This is a genomic window from Leifsonia sp. Y878, from assembly GCF_057669685.1.
In genome coordinates, this window is record NZ_JBYHFS010000001.1 from 541,130 (window position 1) to 561,651 (window position 20,522).

Genomic DNA, 20,522 nt, shown 5'->3' on the forward strand with positions numbered 1-20,522 from the left:
TCACCATGGAAGAAGACGAATTCGAGGACTACGACCGCGAGGTTGAGCTTGCCCTGTACCGCGAATACCGCGATGTTGTCGGGCAGTTCCAGTATGTGATCGAAACCGAGAGACGCTTCTATCTGGCCAACGAGGTAGAACTCGTACGGCGCGACACCGAGCACGACTTCTACTTCGAATTGACGATGAAGGATGTCTGGGTCTGGGACGTCTACCGCTCAGATCGCTTCGTGAAGTCGGTTCGGGTGTTGACGTTCAAAGACGTCAACGTCGAGGAATTGGCCTCCAAGGAATTCGAGCTGCCCAAGGAACTCGCGCTCGACGAGTAGCGCTTTCTATTTCGAGGTTCCCGCTTCGAGGATCGACACGATCGAGAAGAGCGTGAAGCACACCGCTCCGAGGCCGGTAAGCACGTGCGCGCCGACGAAGAATGAGGGATCTGTTCCGGCAGCTTCGTAGAGGAAAGCGGCGAGGAACAGGCAGGTCAGCGCCGTTCCGATGGGCAGCAGCGGGATGCGATTGGCCAGCGCGAATGTGCGGCGCCAGACGAGCGCGAGCAACAGGACCTTCGACAGGATGCTGAAGCACACGAGTCCGAGGCCCATGAGGACGAACCCAGGGGCTATCCGGTATGGCTCGTCAGAGCTGAGCAGCACGAACAGCCCAAGCAGCAGGTTGATGGTGCCCATCGCGACGACGAGCCAGACCCAGGCGAAACGCTCGCTGTTGCCGTATTCGTTGCGCACCTGGCGCACGATGCTCGCGACGAGCGCGATCAGCGAGGCGCAGATCGCCGACAGGCCGATCATGACGTGTCCTGCAACGAATCCCGGCGTGTCTCCGCGCACCAACAGGCCGATCGCGAGGCAAAAGCCGACGATGGCGACCACGAGAGGAATAGCTATCAGCACAGCTCCAGTGGCGCGAGAGTACGCGCTGGCGGGCGGGCCGCCCTGGGGCTCTAGTTTCTGGGAGGCCTCGATCAAGGTGAACTTGGTGGATGCCGTCGCGACGGTGCTGACGCACGCGGCGATAAAGCCGACGCCAATCACGATGAAGCCCGCCGTGAGGTTCTCAGGGGTGTTGTCCATGTTGGCCAGGACGATGCCCCAAATGATGGCGGCGGCGGCAACCACATAACCGGAGAGCGGCAGAATGATCTGCCAGACGCGCCCGTACTTGTTGATGAGCTGCCGGATGATGGTGGCCGCAGTGGTGAACAGTGCATAACAGATCGCGGTCAGCCCCACATTGACGTGGCCAGCGACGAAGTGATTGGCGTTGGCTGGCCCGGCCAGGATGTAGAGGCCGAAGGCGAGACAGACAGCCCCCATGAGGAGCGGAATCGCCCGGAAAATGATACTCACTGTATGGTTCATGATGCCTCCCCGATCGCGGATCGCGTGGTCATCAACTGCGTGGCCGATCCAGGGTTTTGCCCCCAGTTTGCCCCCGTAGTGCGCAGAGAACAATCGCCGGGCGGATCATGCTGCGGGCGACAGTAGCTCCCTAACAGGGCGGCGAACCGACGTGGATCCCGCACATCCCCGGCGGCTCGGTGCCAACGGCACACCCTGACCCACAGTGGGAGTCGGAGGTGCTCGTGGCACGCAAAGACGAACTCGGCAAGCGGGGCGAGGAATGGGCGGCTGACTACCTGATCCGCGGCGGTTACGCGGTGATCGAACGCAATTGGCGGTGCCGCGAAGGCGAGGTCGATCTCATCGTTGGACGCGGAGACGAAGTGGTGTTTGTGGAGGTGAAGACGCGCTCAGGACTGAGCTTCGGGCATCCGTTCGAAGCCATCACCGTGGCCAAACTGGCCAGGCTGAGGCGGCTGGCCGTTGCGTGGTGTGAACAGAGTGAGCTGCATCCCGGCCGGATCCGCATCGACGTGATCGGAGTGGTGGCGCCCGGTGGCGTCGACCCCGTCATCGAGCACCTGACCGGGGTCTTCTGATGGGACTGGCCCGCACATTCTCGGTTGCCCTGCTCGGCGTCACAGGTTCGCTGGTCGAAGTTGAGGCCGATATCTCTGGCCAGCTTCCCGGCATGTACCTCATCGGCTTGCCAGATGCGGCGCTCTCCGAGGCCACCCAGCGTGTGCGACTCGCGGCCAAGAACTCCGGATGCCCGCTGACCCGCAACCGGCTGACCATCAACCTCTCCCCGGCATCACTGCCCAAGCGTGGGTCGGCCTTCGACCTCGCCATTGCTGTGGCCTGCCTCGCAGCAGACCAGGTCATCTCTGCGACCTCGGTCGCTGCGGTGGTGCACCTCGGCGAGTTGGCACTCGACGGCAGGCTGCGACCGGTTCCTGGCATTCTGCCGGCGGTGGTCGCCGCTGCCCAGCTCGGCCATAAGACGGTGATGGTTCCGACCGGGAACGCGGCCGAAGCCGCCCTGGTGCCGGGCATCAGGGTCGTGGGTATCGCATCGCTTCGTGACGCAGCCATCTGGCATGGTGCAGAACTGGAGGCGATTGTGGTGTCGCCGATCGAGGTACCCACCCTCGGTGCCGATGCGGTTGACGACCTCGACCTGTCCGACGTCATCGGCAACGACGAAGCAGTCACAGCACTGCAGATTGCGGCGGCTGGCAGCCACCACCTGTTCATGCTCGGCCCGCCCGGCGCGGGAAAGACCATGCTCGCGGGCAGGTTGCCTGGGCTCCTGCCTGATCTCGGGCCTGAGGAATCCCTGGCGGTCAGCTCTGTGCGATCGGTGGCCGGGTACGGCATCGGATCGTCGCTCGTGACCCGACCGCCGCTGGAAGCGCCGCACCACACGGCGACGGCCGCAGCGATGGTGGGCGGCGGAAGCGGCATCATCCGGCCGGGTGCCGCAGCCAGGGCGGCGCACGGCGTCCTTTTTCTCGATGAAGCTCCGGAGTTCGCTGCAGCGGTGCTCGACGCGCTGCGGCAACCGCTTGAGTCGGGGCAGATCAGCGTTCATCGCGCCAATGGAGTGGCGCACTTCCCCGGGCGCTTCCAATTGGTGATGGCAGCGAATCCCTGCCCGTGTGGTCAATACGGGGCACGCGATCAGGAGTGCACCTGTCCACCGAATTCGCGGCGCCGCTACTTGGGACGCCTATCAGGTCCATTGCTCGACCGGATCGATATCCAGCTCTCCGTGCGGCGGATCACGGCAGCACAGCTGCAGCTCTCCCAGGATGAACCACGCCTGACCAGCGCTGAAGCCAGAGCGCGGGTTGTCAGCGCCCGCGCCGCTGCGCGCGAGCGCCTGGCCGCGACACCCTGGTCGCTCAACTCCCAGGTGCCAGGCAGCTGGTTGCGAAGCCGCACGGCGAGGCTGCCGCGAGCGGCCACGGTCAGCCTCGACCGCGCTCTGGAACGCGGGGGCCTGACCATGCGTGGTTACGACAAGGTCTTGCGCGTTGCCTGGTCAATCGTTGATTTGTCAGGGGCATCCGTCCCTTCTGCCGATGATGTCGGACAAGCGCTGTACTTGCGGAGAGGAATTGCATCATGACCATATTCGACCTGCCGGAGCGCGATGTCGTGCGGCTGGTGACCAGCATCCGTGGGAGCCTGGTCGACGCGAGACACAGCGATACCAGGGAGAGAGATGACTCAGCTGAGCTCGATGACACAGTGCCCGGTGACACAGTGCCCGGTGACACAGTGCCCGGTGACACAGAGCCAGCTGGCACAGAGCCAGCTGGCACAGAGGGAACTGCCGTGGAGAGTGATATTGCGGAGACGTTTGCCCGTGCGGCCTGGACGTGCATCGCAGAACCGGGTGATGGCGTTGCAGGGGTGTTGATCGGGGCGATCGGCGCAGGGGCTGCCCTCGAATTGGTGATCGGTCACGGCGGCCCTGCTCGGGTGCGAGATGCGCTTGCGTCGCACGGACTGGCCAGCGAGGACGACGATTCGCACACCGTCGACAACATTGTGGGCGGCCTTGAGCGGTGGCGACCGCGGCTGAGGTCGCCAGACATCATCAGGGCCATTGAACAGGCGGCGCGAGTGTCTGCTCGTCTCTTGATACCGGGCGATGAGCTGTGGCCGCGCCAGCTCGATGACCTGGGCGTGCACGGTCCTACCGCGCTGTGGTGGCGGGGGAGCCAGGACTCGCTTCGGATGCTCGACCACTCTGTTGCGCTCGTCGGGGCGCGAGCTGCAACCGGATACGGAGAGCACGTGGCGATGGAGGCTGCGGCAGGACTCGTCGACCGAGGCTTCGCAATAGTGTCAGGAGCCGCGTACGGGATCGACGGCATGGCGCACAGGGCCGCGCTGGCGAGCGGTGGTGTGACCGTCGCCTTTCTGGCCGGGGGAGTCGACAGGTTCTACCCCAGTGGCCACGACGCCCTGCTCACCCGGATCAGTGAGGTCGGCGCCGTCATGTCAGAACTGCCGTGCGGTCAGGCCCCCACCAAATGGCGCTTTTTGCAACGCAACAGATTGATAGCAGCATCGGGAGAGGCGACCGTGGTTGTTGAAGCGGGATGGCGTTCTGGTTCGCTCAACACCGCCGGCCACGCCGCAACGCTCGGCCGACCACTCGGTGCCGTGCCTGGGCCGGTGACGAGTCCATCGTCAGCTGGTTGTCACCGACTCATCAGGGAATACGATGCCGTCTGCGTCACATCTGCTGAAGAGATGGCGGGGCTGGCCAGAGGCGAGGTCGCGGGGGAGTCTGCCGCTCCTCGCGACGCGGAACGCACCAGCGATGAGACTCGGCTGATCGACGCCCTGTCCGCCAGGTCTGCACGGGCCCCCGCTGACGTCGCGCGCCGGTCGGGGCTCTCTGTGCACACAGTCACAAGCACGCTCGGCTCACTCGAACTCGACGGCGTCGTCAGGGAGCGAGACACGGGGTGGGTGCTTGCCCCTGTCGGTGGGGCGAGGTCGGCTCGGTGACGACCGCGAGCCTGTTGACTGTGCGCGCAGTGCGCGGGTATTTGCAAAGGTGAGACGCTCGCGTGTCGACACGTCGATGAGGCTGCAGCCGTTCCGGGGGACGGAATGACGGTGGCAGGTCATAGTGTGGATGCTTGTCGACGAAAGGCGCTTCATGGCAGGGATTCAACTGGGGACTCACGCACCAGCCGTGCGGATCATCGCCCATCTCAGTGACACACATTTCCTGGCAGACGATGCCCTGCTGCACGGGCGCGTAGAAACCGATGGCACCGTGCATCGGGCGATGGAGCAGCTGGAGCGCTCTGGCCTCCGACCCGACGCCCTCGTCATCACCGGTGACATCGCCGACAGGGGTGAGCCTGCCGCTTACCGCAGGGTGAGGGGCATCGTGGAGGCGGCAGCGCACCGCATGGGATCACAGCTCGTGTGGGTGATGGGCAACCACGACGTCAGGGCGGCATTACGGGCAGAGCTGCTCGATGAAGCGCCATCCGCTGGCAATGCTCGGAGCGACCAGGCGGATGCCGAGATGGATGCTCCTGTCGACAGGGTCATCGACTGCGCTGGGCTGCGTATTGTCTCGATCGACACGAGCGTGCCCGGCTACCACCATGGGGCGCTGTCCCAGGAACAACTCGACTGGTTGAGCGGCGTGCTGGCAACGCCTGCCCCACTCGGGACGTTGCTCGCGCTGCACCACCCGCCGATACCGACAGCGCTCCCGCTCATGGGCATCCTGGAGCTGCAGGAGCAGGGCGCGCTCGCCGACGTCGTGCGAGGCAGCGACATTCGAGCGATCCTGGGCGGCCACCTGCACCATGCCTCGACCGGTATGTTCGCCGGCATCCCCGTCTCGGTAGCCGCCGCCACCTGCTACACCATGGACGCCACCGCACCGGTCAGGGAACTCACCGGACTGATCGGCGGACAATCGATCAACCTGGTGCACGTCTACGACGATCAGATCGTGCACTCGGTCGTTCCCCTTGGTCGATTCGACACCGCCAGTCACTTCGACGACGCGTATCTGGCCCGCATGGAAGCGCTGAGCCCGGCGGCCCGCCTCGACGCATTCTCCCGACAGCCGTGAGTGGCCGATGAACGTTGATGCAGCGGTCGACGCGTTTGTCGACGCCCTCGCTCTTGAGCGTGGATTCTCGGAGAACACCATCAGGGCGTATCGCACCGATCTGGGCCAGCTCAGCGCATTCCTCGCCGAACGTTCCATCGACAGCACTAGCCTGCTCACTCTCGATGTGCTGCGCGACTGGCTCTGGGTCGGTACACAGGCGGGGTTGGCGAGAGCCACGCTCGCGCGGCGCTCGTCGTCGGTTCGCGGATTCACGGCCTGGTTGGAACGGACGGGTGTCTCGCCGACAGACCCGGGCGCACGACTGCGCTCGCCGAAGCCAGGGCGCAGTTTGCCGAGGGTCATCAGCCGGGCGCAGATGGATGAGCTCCTGCACTCCTTGAGCGCCCGCGCCGCCACGGCCGACCCGGTCGCACTGCGCGACCTGGCAGTCGTCGAGTTGCTCTACGCCTCCGCGCTTCGAGTGTCGGAGTTGGTCGGATTGGATATCGCCGACGTCGATCTCGATCGCTTGACGGTCAAGGTCCTCGGTAAGGGATCGAAGGAACGCGTCGTCCCCTTCGGCGTACCAGCCCAGTCAGCGATTGTGGACTACGTACGGATCGCCAGACCACAACTCGAACCGACGGCGGATTCCCGCGCGCTATTCGTGGGAGGCAACCACCAGCGACTGGGGGTGCGGTCCGTCTATCGGCTGGTCGCCGGCATCCTGGGCGAGATTCCAGGGAACGGGCCGGCCGGTCCACACGCGCTACGGCACACCGCGGCGACCCACCTCCTCGATGGAGGCGCCGACCTGCGTGCCGTGCAGGAAATGCTCGGTCACGCGAGTCTTGGCACCACACAGATCTACACCCACGTCTCCGCAGAACGGCTCAAGGAGAGCTACCAGCTCTCGCATCCGCGCGCCTGACGTCGCATGGAGTGAGGTGTCGTGTGCCTGCCCGGTGTCAGTCTCATTCGCAGTGCTCTCGTCGGAGCTGCTTCACTCCTGATCGACGGGCAGCAGTATGGCCAACGGAACGCCGCCGAGAAAACGGAGCGGAGAGACGTAACCCCCGTGCAGACGTACGCCGAGATGCAGACAGCGTGCCGAGCAGTGCCCGCCTGATTCGAGTCCACCCGAATCGACCGTGGCGATCACCTGCCCGGCCACGACTCGCTCTCCAGCGGTGACCAGGGGAGTGATGGGCTCCACGCTGGCCAGAAGATCTCCGTCGATTGCCAGTGTGAGCACTCCGCGATCAACCACCCTGCCCGCGAACGAGACCACCCCGGTCGAGGGGGCATAGACGGCTTCGCCTGGCTGGCTCGCGATATCGATCCCTCGATGCCCGGTGGCGTAGGCGGTGAGCGGAGCTTCGAAGCCGCTGACAACGGTGTGGGGTGGCGTCAGCGGCCACACCCACACGGGATTCTGTGTGGTCGATGAGCGGATGGCCGACGCCGATGCAGTTGCAGTTGCAGATGCAGATGCCGATGTATCCCCGGGCGGAACTGCCGGAACTGCCGGAACTGCCGGAACTGCCGGAACTGCCGGAGCTGCCGGGGCAGCCGCGGACGTAGTAGCGGTAACGGTTGCACCAACGGCAACGAGGACAGAAACCAGGACAGGGATCACCTTCATGGCATCAGGGTGCCCTGGCAGGCGTGCCCGACATTGCCAGGGGAGAGACCGGGGGACACTCCGACCGGACGGGCCGATGTGGAGGGGCTGCTGTCGTGGTGCGTCGCACGCGCAGAGTGGCAGCAGAATGGTCTGCGGGGATGCTAAGATTTTCCCTGCAGCGCTCATGCGCTGACTACGCGCGCCCGTTCGTGCACACTTCCATCGGTCCGAGCCTCCCAGGGGCAAGGCGGGGGTGTGTTGGGCGCCAGGTGTGGTGGTCGCTCGATCATCGCAGAAACCGATTGGTGTTTTGCCTGCCATGCAGGAACACCGGATAAGGAGTACGGCTCATGGCCGTCGTAACAATCCGCCAGCTGCTCGACAGCGGCGTCCACTTCGGACACCAGACTCGTCGTTGGAACCCGAAGATGAAGCGCTTCATCCTGACCGAGCGCTCGGGCAGCCACATCATCGACCTGCAGCAGTCCCTCGTGCACATCGACCGCACGTACGACTACGTCAAGGAGACCGTCGCACACGGCGGAACCATCCTCTTCGTTGGTACCAAGAAGCAGGCTCAGGGCGCTATCGCCGAGCAGGCAACCCGCGTGGGCCAGCCCTACGTCAACCAGCGTTGGCTCGGTGGCCTCCTCACGAACTTCCAGACCGTTTCAAAGCGTCTGGCTCGCATGAAGGAACTCGAAGAGGTCGACTTCGACGACACGACTCGCGGTTACACCAAGAAGGAACTCCTCATTCAGAAGCGTGAGCTTGTGAAGCTGCAGAAGAGCCTCGGTGGTATCCGTAACCTGACGAAGACCCCGTCGGCAATCTGGATCGTTGACACCAAGAAGGAGCACCTCGCCATTGACGAGGCGCACAAGCTCGGCATCCCCGTCATTGCAATCCTCGACACGAACTGCGACCCCGACGACGTTCAGTACCCGATCCCGGGCAACGACGACGCCATCCGCTCGGTCGGCCTGCTGACCCGCATCATCGCAGACGCAGCAGCTGAGGGCCTCATCCAGCGCCACCAGAAGCCCGAAGAAGGCGTCGAAGTTGAGCCGCTGGCTGCATGGGAAGCAGAGCTTCTCCAGGCTTCAGAGACCGCAGACGCTGACGCAACTCCTGCACAGTCCTCCGCTGAGACTGAGAAGGTTGCCGACGCAACCGTTGCAGCCGCAGAAGCTGATTTCATTGAGGGCGAAGTTGCTGCAGTAGTTGCAGAGACCGTCGCCGCAGAAGAGACCAAGTAAGGAATCCCGGTATGGCAAACTTCAGCCTCGAAGACGTCAAGGCTCTCCGTGAGCGTCTTGGCACTGGAATGGTCGACACCAAGAACGCTCTCGTCGAAGCCGAGGGCGACATGGAGAAGGCCGTCGAAATCCTTCGCCTCAAGGGTGCAAAGGGCAACGCCAAGCGCGCTGACCGTTCAACCTCTGAAGGACTCGTCGCAGCAAAGCAGAACGGCAACACCGCCACGCTGATCGAACTCGCTTGCGAGACCGACTTCGTTGCAAAGGGTGACAAGTTCGTTGCACTGAGCGAGAAGGTTCTGGATGCGGTTTCCGCAGCCGGCGCCACCACGCTCGACGAAGCACTTGCTGCTCCGGCCGGATCGCAGACTGTTGCAGACCTCATCAACGATGAGGCAGCAATCCTCGGCGAGAAGATCGAACTCCGTCGCGTTGCCTCCGTCACCGGAGAGAACTTCGCGATCTACCTGCACAAGACCAGCAAGGACCTGCCCCCGCAGGTCGGCGTTGTTCTGGGCTACTCAGGTGACGACGCAGAGACCGCTCGCAGCATTGCGCAGCACATCTCGTTCGCAAATCCGGAGTACCTGGCTCGCGAAGACGTTCCTGCTGAGGCCGTTGAGTCTGAGCGCAAGATCGTCACCGAGATCTCGAAGAACGAAGGCAAGCCTGAGGCTGCCCTTCCGAAGATCGTTGAAGGCCGCGTCAACGCGTTCTTCAAGCAGGTCGCACTCCTCGAGCAGGACTACGCAAAGGACAACAAGTTGTCCGTCAGCAAGGTCCTTGCAGACGCAGGCCTGACCGTATCGGGCTTCGCCCGCTTCAAGGTCGGCGCCTAAGTTTCACAATGAAGGAGATCGGATTGCCTCGGCGATCCGGTCTCCTTTTCTGTGCGCGTCACCACTTTTGATCCGGCCACGCCGGTAGTTTGAGCATCAGCAGAACACAGCACCATAGGCAATACACGGACGACAGCCGTACGGGCAGGTCGCAATGGAAGGTTTCGCACCGCATGAATGATTCACCAAAAAAGCGCAGGGTACTTCTCAAACTTTCCGGAGAGGCATTCGGGGGCGGCTCCCTCGGTGTCAACCCAGACGTCGTCGGTGCTCTCGCCCGTGAAATCGCTGAGGCTGCCAAGGTCGTCGAGATCGCAATCGTTGTCGGCGGCGGTAACTTCTTCCGCGGGGCTGAATTGTCGCAGCGCGGCATGGACCGTGGACGTGCCGACTACATGGGAATGCTCGGCACGGTCATGAACGCCCTTGCCCTGCAGGACTTCCTTGAGCAGGCAGGCGCCGAAACGCGTGTGCAGTCTGCCATTGCCATGACCCAGGTCGCCGAGCCGTACATTCCTCGCCGCGCCGAGCGTCACCTTGAGAAGGGCCGCGTCGTCATTTTTGGTGCCGGCGCCGGTCTCCCGTACTTCTCGACCGACACCGTTGCCGCGCAGCGCGCACTCGAGATCGATGCCGATGTCGTGCTCGTTGCCAAGAATGGTGTTGACGGGGTCTACTCAGATGACCCCCGCACCAACCCGGATGCGCACAAGATCGACACGATCACCTACCAGGAAGCGTTGCAGCGCGGCTTGAAGGTCGTCGATTCCACCGCATTCAGCCTGTGCATGGACAACGGCATGCCGATGCAGGTCTTCGGAATGGCGCCCGACGGAAACGTCACGGCCGCGATCCTCGGGTCTGAACTCGGCACTCTCGTCTCCAACTAGAATTAGACACGTCCCAAAACCTAAGGAGTCACCGTGATCGCGGATGTCCTGTCAGACACCAGCACCCGTATGAGCAAAGCGCTCGACGCAGCCAAAGAAGACTTTGGGAGCGTGCGCACGGGTCGTGCAAACCCCCAGATGTTCCAGAAGATCCTGGTGAGCTACTACGGAACGCCCACTCCGCTCGGCCAGCTCGCTTCGCTGCACAACCAGGAAGCACGCACCCTGCTCATCACCCCGTATGACAAGGGTGCGCTGCGCGACATTGAGCAGGCCATTCGCGACACCCCGAACCTGGGTGCGAATGTCGGCAACGATGGAACTGTCATCCGCGCCTCGCTGCCTGAGCTGACCACGGAGCGCCGCAAGGAGTTCGTCAAGATCGTGCGCGGCAAGGCCGAAGACGCCAAGGTGTCTGTCCGTAACATCCGCCGCAAGGCCAAGGATGAACTCGACGCACTCAAGAGCGATGTCGGCGACGACGAGGTTGCTCGCGCCGAGAAGGAGCTGGAGCAGCTGACCAAGAGCAACGTCGACGCAATCGACGATGCTCTGAAGCGCAAGGAAACTGAACTCCTCGAGATCTAGGGGAGTCGAGACACCATGACGCCCACCCCAGAGGAAGATCCGCCGCAGTCTCGCGGCCGAGGTGTCAGTCGCGCCGAATTTCGGGCGCAGGTCAAAACTGCGCGTGCCGATATCGAGCGGCAGATGCAGGCGACGCGTGCCCAGATCGATGCCACAAACGAGCGCATCGTGGCCAAGACAGGCAGGAACCTGATCCTGGCCACCCTGATCGGCCTTGTGCTTGGGCTGGCGATGTTGTTCAGCCTGATCTACATCAAAGAGCTGTTCATGATCGTGGCGGTGGTTGCCGCTGGCTTCACGTCGTTCGAGTTGGCTGAAGCGCTGCGGCGGGCGGGGCGCACGGTGCCGCGCATACCTGTGGTCATCTCTGCGGTGGCCGTGGTGCCGAGTGCGTTCTACCTCGGCGCGACCGGCCAGCTGGTTGCGACATTCGCCGGAATCCTGCTGATTGCCCTTTGGCGCCTCGTGCTGCTCATCTGGCCGCGGCACAGGGGCAGCGTTGCGTCCGTCTGGGGCGACGTTGGCGCCGGCATCCTGACAGAGGTCTACGTCGTCTTCCTGGCCAGCTTCTCAGTTCTGCTGGTTGCCCAGGATGACGGCCAGTGGTGGACGCTCGCGTTCCTGATCCTGGTGATCGCCTCAGACACAGGTGCTTATGCGGCCGGGTTGTCGTTCGGCAAACACCCGATGGCACCCAGCATCTCGCCGAAGAAAACGTGGGAAGGCTTTGCGGGAGCAGCTGCAGCCTGCGTGGTCGCCGGAATCTTGTTGGCCATTTTCATGCTCCAGCAGCCCTGGTGGTTCGGCGTTATCTTCGGCCTCGTGATGCTGCTTACCGCCACCTTCGGTGACCTTGCAGAATCCCTGATCAAGCGGGATATCGGCATCAAGGATATGAGTTCATGGCTGCCGGGTCACGGCGGGTTCCTTGATCGACTTGACTCGATCCTGCCGTCGGCTGCTGCCGCATATGCACTATTCCTGATTTTTGCGTAAGCCGCCCGGCTTTCGACAAGTCGCGTCCCAGTGGGAGAGAATAACTCAGTGAGCACAACGTTTCCCCGATCGGGCAAAAAAGCACTCGGATACGACACCGAGCAGGTTGAGGCTTTCCTCGCCGGCGCGAGACGCGCATATGACGGAGAGGGAGACCTCACCGCGCTGAGCATCAGGCACACCGCATTCTCGATGAAGAAGGGCGGCTACGCGCCTGAACTCGTCGATGCTGCGCTGGAGCGCCTCGAAGACGCCTTCGCCGCCAAAGAGCGTGAGCGCGCCGCGGGCACGATCGGTGAGGCAGCATGGCTCGATGAGGCACGTGCGACGGCCCAGGTTGTGATCAACAGGCTCAGTCGCGAGCCCGGACAGCGTTTCGCCCGCACGAGCTTCCTGACCGTCGGCTACAACAAGGCCGATGTCGACCGATTCGCCAACCGGCTCATCAAGTACTTTCAGGATGGGTTCCCCATCACCGTCGACGACGTTCGTACTGTCGTCTTCCGGCCGGCGCGTGGCGGATATCGCGAGAACCAGGTTGATGCCGTGATGGATGCCGTCGTTGACGTCATGCTGGCGGTGCGTTGAGCAGCGATTTGATGACCACCGGCCCGTTATCGTGCTGTTATGCAATATCTGGGCTAGGGTCTTTCTATCGTGGGTAGACATGCGAACGAAATCCAGCCGGCCAGGGCAGCCTTTGTGCCCGCACGACTGGAGCAGCACGTACCCAAACCAGCCAAGCTCCGAATGCGTCGGCCTGCCTCGCGCAGCAAGACGGTACTCTCCATGTTCGGTTTCACGGCTGCGTTCGCCTTTGTGATGGTCACCGTGGTCGATCCGTACTCCGGTGCCACTGCCTCTCCGTATTTCCAGGTCGCCGGCGATCGCTTTGGTGGCCAGGCTGTGCAGCAGGTGACCGTTGCCGGTGCGTTCACGAACACCGTGACCCGCGACAACTTCACTGTGACAGAGAAGCCGAAGCCCGTCGTGGTTGCGCCCGCAGCCAAGAGCTATGCCGTTGGCGCCGCCGCAATCCCCGATCCGGGATCTGCCCAGGCATACGCGTACTCTGCCGTCGCATCCCGTGGCTGGGGAGAAGAGCAGTACAGCTGCCTCGTGTCGCTGTGGAACCGTGAATCCGGATGGCGCGTCAACGCGGCAAACCCGTCTGGCGCCTATGGCATCCCGCAGGCACTGCCTGGGTCGAAGATGTCCTCTGCGGGAGCTGACTGGGAAACCAACGCCAACACCCAGATCGAATGGGGTCTTGGTTACATCACCGGCCGCTACGGCACGCCATGCGGCGCGTGGGCACACTCCGAAGACGCCGGCTGGTACTAGCCCTAGACTTGACGGATGCCACGCAGTAATCGTCCCCACGGTCGCCGATCCGATGGCTCACGTGACGACGACGAAGACGGCCTGTCACGCATGATTGCCGGCTGGAAGCGCACCGAAAGCCGACGCGATGGAGCGTGGAACGTGCAGCCCATCTCGGCGAAGCAGGCGATCAAGAGCTACTCATGTCCCGGCTGCAACCTGCAGATCGCTCCGGGTGTTGCGCATGTCGTCGCGTGGAAAGCGGATGGCCTGATGGGCGATTCGGCAGACCTCGCCGCGCGTCGGCACTGGCACTCACACTGCTGGAAACTGAAATGACCCAGCCAGAAGCAGGAGTTGTCGTGACCGATACCGTCGAAATCCGAAGCGGGATCGAGCTTGCCGCCGTACGGGAGAACATCGAGCTGGTCACCAGCGATGGCTTGACCCTCGTTGGAGAGCTCGCGCTTCCGGTGAATCGCACCCCGGTCGCCACGCTGGTGACGCTGCATCCGCTGCCCACTCACGGCGGGTATATGGACTCGCACATTCTGCGCAAGGCGTCGAGCCGACTGCCTGCGCTGGCCGATCTCGCGGTCTTGCGGTTCAACACCCGCGGCACGTCCTCGCCACGAGGGACGAGCGAGGGTGAGTTCGGTGACGGCGTCACCGAAGCAGCAGATGTCGAGGCCGCGATGGCCTTCATCGAATCGAGGGGCCTGCCGCGCCCGTGGCTGCTTGGCTGGTCATTTGGAACCGAACTCGCCCTGAAGTACGGTCGCCGCTATCCCATTGAAGGCGTCATCCTGTTGTCGCCCCCGCTGAGACGAACCACGGCCGCTGAGTTGGCTGCGTGGCACGGTGATGAGCGTCGTATGATCGCGCTCATCCCGGAGTTCGACGATTTCCTGCGGCCGGAGGAAGCCGCGATGAAGTTCGCCGCGGTTCCTCACGCCCAGGTCATTGCCGTCGAAGATGGCAAGCACCTGTGGGTGGGGGAGAAGCAGAGCAGGCGGGTCTTGAACGATATCGTCGCCATCGTGAATCCGACAGCCGCGCCGCTACCCACAGAGCTGGCGGCTGACGACCCACGCCTTGCCGTGAGCTGACACGGCACCGCAGGCTGTCGCATCCGCTCGCTGAGTGGTGGCGACAGCCCGAGGTGGAACGGCTGTTACAGCTCGTTCTGGCGCGGTATGACGACTTGCTTGATGATCATGAGGATTGACGCGGCCACCGGAATGGCGACCAGGGCGCCGAGCAGCCCCAGCAGCGAACCGCCGGCAAGCGCGGCGATGACGACGACGGCTCCCGGTACCTGGACGGCCCGGTTCATGATGTTCGGGCTCAGCACATACGCCTCGACCTGCATGTAGATCAGGTAGTAAATCGCGGCGACGAACGCGGTGAGCGTTGAGCTCCCGATTCCGGGAATCAGGCAGGTCAGCACGATGATCACAGAGCCCGTGATCGTTCCGACCAACGGAATGAGCGAGAGGGCGAACGCGAGGAAGGCGAGTACCGCGGGGAACGGTGCCCCGATGATCGTCAGGAAGATGAAGCTCAGGATGCCGTTGCAGGAGGCCAGCGCGGCCTGCCCGACGACGTAGCGCCCGACAGACGTGGTGATCTGTTCGGCGATGTCAGCGAACCGTGCACGCTTTGAGGCGGGAACCAGCTGGTACAGACCACGCTTGATCGAACCGAGCGACGCCGTGAAATACAGGGTGAGGATCAGGATGATCAAACCGCCGAAGATGCCGCTGACCACAGCGATACCCGACTGGATCACCGTTGAGGTGATGTTGGTCAGGTTCTCGCCCAGGAAGTCGGTGACCGACGTCGTGATCTTCGGGACGTCAAGGCCGGGGAACTGCTTCTGGATGTCGTCGAGGATTGTCGACGTATTCACCGCATCCATCAGGCGGGGGATGCTCTCGGCCAACTTGGACACCTGGTCGACGATGATCGGCACAATCGCGAAGACGATGCCGGTCAGCACACCAACGACGGCGACGAGGACGCTCAGTATTGCCGCCCATCGCGGGAACTTCTTCTTCTCCAGCCACGACACAGCTGGATCGAGACCGAGTGAGAGGAACAGGGCGGCGCCGACGTAGGTGATGATCGTCTGCAGCGTGATCACCGATGAGATGATCAGCACGCCGAGGCCTGCGCCCAGCGTTGCAATCAGGCCGAACCGGAACGCATTCTGAATCTTCACTGGAACTCCCCGCGTATTGTGCGATTGCCGCGTGTACGACTACTCCGTGACCCGAGACTACTCATCTATCGATGTCACGCGCTCCGCCTGGGTGAGAACGCCTCGCAGGCTTTCAAAGTATCCCGCGACCGCATCGCGCTCAATCCTAATCTGCGCGAGGCGATCTTCGGCGTCTGCCACCAGGATGTGGGTGCGCTCCTCTGCTTCGTCGAGAAGGTCCTTGGCTGCTGCTCGTGCGTCGTGCACAATCTGCTCTGCCTCGTTCTCCGACTGCGCCTTCAACGTCTTGGCTTCTTCACGGGCACCGAAGTCGAGCGTGTCGTTGAGCTCACGAAGCTCAGCCGTGCGCTTGGTCGTTGCCGTGAGCTGCGCTGTGGCCTCGTCCAGGTACTTCTGGGTTTGCGACACGGCCTCCTGGTGACGGCCCAGCTGGTCCTGCTCTGATTCGTCGCGTCGAGCCTTGAGCTCGACCTCAAGGTCGGCGCGGGTCTGGTCGATCTCGCGCTTCTGCTTGGCTGCCTCATGGGCGCCCCGCTTGCGGGCGGCGGTGAGGTCGTTCTCCAGGTCGATGCGAAGCTGCTCGCTTTCGGCGGCGAAGTCGGCCTTGGCCTGTTCGTTCTCGCGGTCGAGGTCGGCCTTGGTCTGCTCGCGCTCTGCCTCGAGGGCAGCGGCGGCACGTTCGGCCTCCCTGGCAAGTGCCGCACGCTTCTTGGCGATCTCGCGGGCGAGATCGGTTCTCGTCTGCTCGCTCTCGACGGCCAGCTCGCTGCGCGCCTGGTCGAGTTCGCGAGCGAGGTCTGTGCGACCCTGCTCAATTTCCTCGGTCAGCGCTGCGCGGGCCTCTTCGATCTCTGCGGCGAGGTCGATGCGGGCATTCTCGGTTTCGGTGGCGAGGTCAATGCGCGCTTGTTCGGTCTCTGCGGCGAGGTCGATGCGGGCCTGCTCTGTCTCCATGGTGAGATCGGCGCGCTGTTGGTCAAGCTCGTGAGCGACCTCAGCGCGCGTCAGCTCGGTCTCGCTGGTCAGCCCGGCAGCGATCTCGCGTGCCTCAGTGGCTTCTCGCTGTGCGACAACGCGCACCTCTGCGGCTTCACGCTCAGCTTCTGAACGGATGGCTGCGGCTTCACGCTTGACAGTGGCACGCAGCTCAGCGGCCTCCGTGGCGACGGCGCCGCGAATGGCTGCTGCCTCCAGAACGGCTTCCTGGGTGAGGATGGCGTGCTGTTCCTGGGCGCGAACGACATAGTCATCCGCTTCTGCACGTGCGTCGTCAAGAATGCGCGCTGCCTTGATGCTCGCATCGGAGAGGGAGCGCTCTGCGTGCTCTGCTGCGTCCCTCTTAACACGCTGTGCATCGTCGGATGCCGATGCGCGGAGCTTCTCAGCGTCGATGTCGGCCTGGGCTATGACGCGGGTGGACTGCTCTTCTGCCACGCGAAGCGTGTTCTCGAGCTTGGTGCCGAGGCCGGAGAAGGTGGGGCTGCCGACCTCTTCGATCTCAGCGCTCAGGTCGTCGATGCGCGCGTTCAGGCGCTTGACTTCCTTCGTCGCTTCGACGCCCTGGTTGTTCGCCTGGATCAGGTCGCGGCGCAGGCCCTGGATGGCCTTGTCGACCTCATCCTTGTCGTAGCCACGGAATACCTGGGTGAATTCAGCCTCGTCGTTCGGCACAGTCTCTCCTCGTCAATGGGGCGCAGCCCTCGTCAACATGACGGAATGCGATGCGGCGCCACGGTAATTTTAGTCTGCTTGCCGGGGGGTACACCTCACCTCCCTTTCAGGGGGTTTCCGGTGCACGTTCAGCCCGATCGGGTATCGTGGCACATCCGTGTCTGTTGTCCCGTGGGCCAGATGGGGTCCAGATAGAGGCAGGTCTCCAAATCTGCAGTTGCTACGGGCGACGCAGGAGGGTTTATAAGTGCGTTTTGTTTTAGCCATTGTGGCGTTTGTTCTCGCCGCAGTCATGCTGGTATTCGGCATCGCCCAGCGAACCATTTTCCTTGAGCCGTCATCGACGCCGCTCTCAGCGACCATTGAAGACAGTGCACCGTACGCCGTGCTGACCCCTGACGCCCTCAGCGCCCATGAAGGTGCGCAAACCATCACGCTGCATGGTGAGGGAACGGTGTTCATGGCCTACGGGCGAACAGCGGATGTCGAAGCCTGGCTTGGTTCGTCTTCACACGCAGTCGTCTCATACTCGTCAGACGACGGGGAATTCGCGACCACTGTCTCGGAGACCGCGCCGAGCGGAGCTGCTGGCGCGATGACTGACGCCGCAGCCACGCCGGCGGCCACGATCACCGACCCTGCCGGATCTGACCTGTGGCTCGAAGAATTCACGGCAGAAAAGACACTGACCACCACGATCAACGTGCCGGACGATATTTCAGTGATCATCGCAGCAGACGGCACAGCCCCTGCACCAACCGATGTGTCGGTGTCGTGGCCTGTCGACAATTCAACGCCATGGGCCGGACCGCTCATCGTCGGCGGCGCCGCACTGCTGGTTATCGGCCTCGCTCTCTATGCGTTGGCACTCCTGCACATGCGTCGCTCCCGCGGACCTCGTCGTAACCTGCCGCGCGGCCCTCGCATGCCGAAGCTGCCCCGCGCACCCCGGCCGAAGACCATCAAGGCCAGCGAGATCACTCGCGGCCCGAAGTCAATTTCGAAGTCGATGGCCGCGCTCGTGCCTGTGGTCGTGGTTTCCAGCCTCGTTCTCAGCGGATGCTCCGCCGAGTTCTGGCCGCAGGGCAGCGATCCGTCTGACAGTGCAACCAGTTCGTCTGGCGCTGTCGGGGACGCAGATTCTGACCTCAGCACGGCGACGCCTGACCCTGCCGCTGCCGTGGTGGAGCCGGCCGTGACCGTGCCGCAGCTCGAACGCATCGTTGACAAGATCTCCACGCTGACGACGGACGCTGACGCGACGTTGAACGCCGACGCGATCAAAACCCGTTTCACGGGCCCCGCCCTTGAACAGCGCCTCGCCAACTACAAGATTCGCGCCGTTACGCCAGCGTACGCGGCACCCGTCGCGCTCCCAGGCTCGCCGCTCAACCTCACGCTGCCACAGCAGGCGTCTGGCTGGCCGCGCGTTGTCATGACGATGATCATCGACGAGGACGACGCGACGGTTCCGCCGACGGCACTCGTGCTGAGGCAGGAAACCGCTCGGTCCAACTACCAGGTGCAGAGCGCCGTGCAGTTGGAGGCATCCGCTGAAATCACCGGCGGTGTTGCGCCGGCGACCATCGGTGCACCGGTTGTGGCCCCGGAGTCCAAACTGCAGCTGATGGCCCCTGACCAGCTCGCATCCTCGTATGCCGACATCCTGATGAACGGGGAGGCGAGCCAGTTCTACAGCCTCTTCGAGGGTGAAGGCGACTCGCTGCGTGCCCAGATCGGTGTCGACAAGATGAACGAGTGGCGCGCTGCGCTGCCGTCGACCGCGTCGATCGAATTCTCGCGGGCCGCAGGCACCGGTACTCCGGTTGCTCTCGGCACCAACGATGCCGGCGCGATCGTCGCGGTGAGCATGACAGAGACCGAGGTCGTCAAACCCGTTGATAGCGGGGCTACGGTGAGTCCTGAGGGTGGAAGCAAGGCGCTGTCCGGCGTCTCGGCTACGGCCAAGGGCATCCAGAGTAACTATGAAGACCAGCTGCTGTTCCTCGTGCCGCCGGCTGGGTCAACCGACAAAATCGTACTCCTGGGATTCTCCAGGGGACTGATCTCATCTGCGGAGCTGCAATGACCAATATGACCCCTCCTGGCGGCAACCTGCGCGGAGCCGTTGACCTGTCCTCTCTCGTGAACCGGCCGGCCGCTGGCGGCGCGCCGACCGCGGCAGCAGGGGATACCGCAGCAGCTGCGGCCGGTCCCATTCCGGTGCCCAGCCTGATCCTCGATGGCACGGACGCGAACTTCGGTGAGCTCCTTGAGCTATCGAACTTCGTCCCGGTGATCGTTGACCTGTGGGCGGAGTGGAGCGAGCCGTGCAAGCAGCTCACCCCCGTGCTGGAGAAGTTGATCACCGAATACGGTGGGCGTTTCGTGCTTGCGAAGGTCGATGTCGACGGGAACCCGCAGCTCACCCAGGCGTTCCAGGCGCAGTCGATTCCGACAGTTGCCGCCGTCATCAACGGGCAGCCGGTGCAGTTGTTCGCCGGCGCCCTGCCAGAAGGCGAGGTGCGCGACGTGTTCGAGCGTGTGCTCGAGCTGGCAGCCCAGCACGGCGTGACGGGCACCGCGTTCGTGCCTGCGGGTGACAATAGCGCTGAGAACACCTCAGATGCCCCTTCGGAGCCGGTGGAGCCCGAACTGCCCCCGCACCACCGAGAGGCATACGACGCCATCGAGCGCGGCGACTACCCGGCGGCTATCGCTGAGTACAAGTTGGCCATTGCCCAGGACCCGCGCGACACCATGGCCGTTGCCGGTCTTGCCCAGGTCAGCCTGTTGCACCGCCTGCAGGGCAAGACGCTCGACGAGATCCGCTCAGGCGCCGCCGCCGCACCGGACGATCTCGATGCCCAGTTGCTCGTGGCAGACCTCGATCTGTCTGGTGGGCACGTCGAGGACGCATTCGATCGGTTACTCACGCTCTTCCCGAAGCAGGACGCTGCGGGCAAGAACGCGATCCGTGAGCGCATCCTTGAACTCTTCGAGGTCATCGGCCTCGACGACCCGCGCGTTGCACCGACTCGCGCCAGGCTCACCGCGCTGCTCTACTAGCCGTACGGCACTGCTGACGAGCTGCTCGACCCCAGGCCGCACAGCTCTAGGAGCTGAACGGCACTGCGT

Annotated in this window: 21 protein-coding genes; 17 read left to right on the forward strand and 4 right to left on the reverse strand. The window is 63.5% G+C overall.

Annotated elements, in window-relative coordinates; genetic code table 11:
• The first annotated feature begins 5 nt into the window (after window positions 1–5).
• A complete protein-coding gene (locus AC25Y4_RS02535) occupies window positions 6–329 on the forward strand; it encodes a DUF2469 family protein (RefSeq protein WP_488118796.1) in 324 nt (107 codons plus the stop codon).
• A gap of 6 nt (window positions 330–335) precedes the next feature.
• Here AC25Y4_RS02535 and AC25Y4_RS02540 read toward each other — a convergent pair whose 3' ends face one another.
• Complete coding sequence (locus AC25Y4_RS02540; RefSeq protein ID WP_488118797.1) at window positions 336–1,367, reverse strand: DUF2776 family protein; 1,032 nt, start codon at window positions 1,365–1,367, stop codon at window positions 336–338.
• Between the two features lie 236 nt (window positions 1,368–1,603).
• Here AC25Y4_RS02540 and AC25Y4_RS02545 point away from each other — a divergent pair, with 236 nt between their 5' ends.
• The 5 genes from AC25Y4_RS02545 (at window position 1,604) to AC25Y4_RS02565 (ending at window position 6,898) form a co-directional block, all read left to right on the forward strand.
• Window positions 1,604–1,960, forward strand: a complete 357-nt coding sequence (locus tag AC25Y4_RS02545) for a YraN family protein (protein WP_488118798.1) — start codon at window positions 1,604–1,606, stop codon at window positions 1,958–1,960.
• A complete protein-coding gene (locus tag AC25Y4_RS02550; RefSeq protein ID WP_488118799.1) occupies window positions 1,960–3,495 on the forward strand; it encodes a YifB family Mg chelatase-like AAA ATPase in 1,536 nt (511 codons plus the stop codon). The genes AC25Y4_RS02545 and AC25Y4_RS02550 overlap by 1 nt, the downstream gene beginning before the upstream one ends.
• Window positions 3,492–4,892: a DNA-processing protein DprA gene (dprA, locus tag AC25Y4_RS02555; protein WP_488118800.1), complete on the forward strand. Its 1,401-nt coding sequence runs from the start codon at window positions 3,492–3,494 to the stop codon at window positions 4,890–4,892. The genes AC25Y4_RS02550 and dprA overlap by 4 nt, the downstream gene beginning before the upstream one ends.
• A 154-nt stretch (window positions 4,893–5,046) precedes the next feature.
• A complete protein-coding gene (locus AC25Y4_RS02560; RefSeq protein ID WP_488118801.1) occupies window positions 5,047–5,985 on the forward strand; it encodes a phosphodiesterase in 939 nt (312 codons plus the stop codon).
• 7 nt (window positions 5,986–5,992) lie between these two features.
• Window positions 5,993–6,898, forward strand: coding sequence for a tyrosine recombinase XerC (locus tag AC25Y4_RS02565; protein WP_488118802.1), 906 nt, complete (start codon window positions 5,993–5,995; stop codon window positions 6,896–6,898).
• Between the two features lie 72 nt (window positions 6,899–6,970).
• Here AC25Y4_RS02565 and AC25Y4_RS02570 read toward each other — a convergent pair whose 3' ends face one another.
• The gene (locus tag AC25Y4_RS02570) at window positions 6,971–7,390 is read right to left on the reverse strand and encodes a murein hydrolase activator EnvC family protein (RefSeq protein WP_488118803.1); all 420 of its coding nucleotides are present in this window, start codon (window positions 7,388–7,390) and stop codon (window positions 6,971–6,973) included.
• A gap of 554 nt (window positions 7,391–7,944) precedes the next feature.
• Here AC25Y4_RS02570 and rpsB point away from each other — a divergent pair.
• The 9 genes from rpsB to AC25Y4_RS02615 all read left to right on the forward strand — a co-directional run bounded on the left by rpsB (window position 7,945) and on the right by AC25Y4_RS02615 (window position 14,598).
• Window positions 7,945–8,853, forward strand: coding sequence for a 30S ribosomal protein S2 (rpsB, locus tag AC25Y4_RS02575; RefSeq protein WP_488118804.1), 909 nt, complete (start codon window positions 7,945–7,947; stop codon window positions 8,851–8,853).
• A gap of 11 nt (window positions 8,854–8,864) precedes the next feature.
• Complete coding sequence (tsf, locus tag AC25Y4_RS02580) at window positions 8,865–9,692, forward strand: translation elongation factor Ts (RefSeq protein ID WP_488118805.1); 828 nt, start codon at window positions 8,865–8,867, stop codon at window positions 9,690–9,692.
• 173 nt (window positions 9,693–9,865) lie between these two features.
• Complete coding sequence (gene pyrH, locus AC25Y4_RS02585) at window positions 9,866–10,582, forward strand: UMP kinase (RefSeq protein WP_488118806.1); 717 nt, start codon at window positions 9,866–9,868, stop codon at window positions 10,580–10,582.
• 33 nt (window positions 10,583–10,615) lie between these two features.
• On the forward strand, window positions 10,616–11,170 hold the full coding sequence (frr, locus tag AC25Y4_RS02590) for a ribosome recycling factor (RefSeq protein ID WP_488118807.1): 555 nt from the start codon (window positions 10,616–10,618) through the stop codon (window positions 11,168–11,170).
• 15 nt (window positions 11,171–11,185) lie between these two features.
• Window positions 11,186–12,166 carry a phosphatidate cytidylyltransferase gene (locus AC25Y4_RS02595; RefSeq protein ID WP_488118808.1) on the forward strand — a complete coding sequence of 327 codons (981 nt, stop codon included), beginning with the start codon at window positions 11,186–11,188 and terminating at the stop codon, window positions 12,164–12,166.
• A gap of 48 nt (window positions 12,167–12,214) precedes the next feature.
• Window positions 12,215–12,754, forward strand: coding sequence for a DivIVA domain-containing protein (locus tag AC25Y4_RS02600; RefSeq protein ID WP_488118809.1), 540 nt, complete (start codon window positions 12,215–12,217; stop codon window positions 12,752–12,754).
• A 69-nt stretch (window positions 12,755–12,823) separates the two neighbouring features.
• Entirely contained in the window at window positions 12,824–13,510 is a 687-nt protein-coding gene (locus AC25Y4_RS02605; RefSeq protein WP_488118810.1) for an aggregation-promoting factor C-terminal-like domain-containing protein, read from the forward strand.
• 15 nt (window positions 13,511–13,525) lie between these two features.
• Window positions 13,526–13,828 carry a hypothetical protein gene (locus tag AC25Y4_RS02610; protein WP_488118811.1) on the forward strand — a complete coding sequence of 101 codons (303 nt, stop codon included), beginning with the start codon at window positions 13,526–13,528 and terminating at the stop codon, window positions 13,826–13,828.
• Window positions 13,825–14,598 (forward strand): alpha/beta hydrolase, encoded by a 774-nt coding sequence (locus AC25Y4_RS02615; protein ID WP_488118812.1) that lies wholly within the window; start codon window positions 13,825–13,827, stop codon window positions 14,596–14,598. The genes AC25Y4_RS02610 and AC25Y4_RS02615 overlap by 4 nt, the downstream gene beginning before the upstream one ends.
• 65 nt (window positions 14,599–14,663) lie before the next feature.
• Here AC25Y4_RS02615 and AC25Y4_RS02620 read toward each other — a convergent pair whose 3' ends face one another.
• Both AC25Y4_RS02620 and AC25Y4_RS02625 read right to left on the reverse strand, forming a co-directional pair.
• Window positions 14,664–15,713: an AI-2E family transporter gene (locus tag AC25Y4_RS02620; protein WP_488118813.1), complete on the reverse strand. Its 1,050-nt coding sequence runs from the start codon at window positions 15,711–15,713 to the stop codon at window positions 14,664–14,666.
• A gap of 57 nt (window positions 15,714–15,770) precedes the next feature.
• Window positions 15,771–17,384, reverse strand: a complete 1,614-nt coding sequence (locus tag AC25Y4_RS02625; RefSeq protein ID WP_488118814.1) for a DivIVA domain-containing protein — start codon at window positions 17,382–17,384, stop codon at window positions 15,771–15,773.
• Between the two features lie 247 nt (window positions 17,385–17,631).
• On the opposite strand from AC25Y4_RS02625, the gene AC25Y4_RS02630 reads away from it, so the two are divergent.
• Together AC25Y4_RS02630 and AC25Y4_RS02635 are read left to right on the forward strand one after the other, a co-directional pair.
• Entirely contained in the window at window positions 17,632–19,473 is a 1,842-nt protein-coding gene (locus AC25Y4_RS02630) for a DUF8094 domain-containing protein (protein WP_488118815.1), read from the forward strand.
• Window positions 19,470–20,453 carry a tetratricopeptide repeat protein gene (locus tag AC25Y4_RS02635; RefSeq protein ID WP_488118816.1) on the forward strand — a complete coding sequence of 328 codons (984 nt, stop codon included), beginning with the start codon at window positions 19,470–19,472 and terminating at the stop codon, window positions 20,451–20,453. Before AC25Y4_RS02630 ends, AC25Y4_RS02635 begins: the two co-directional genes overlap by 4 nt.
• Window positions 20,454–20,522: the final 69 nt, after the last annotated feature.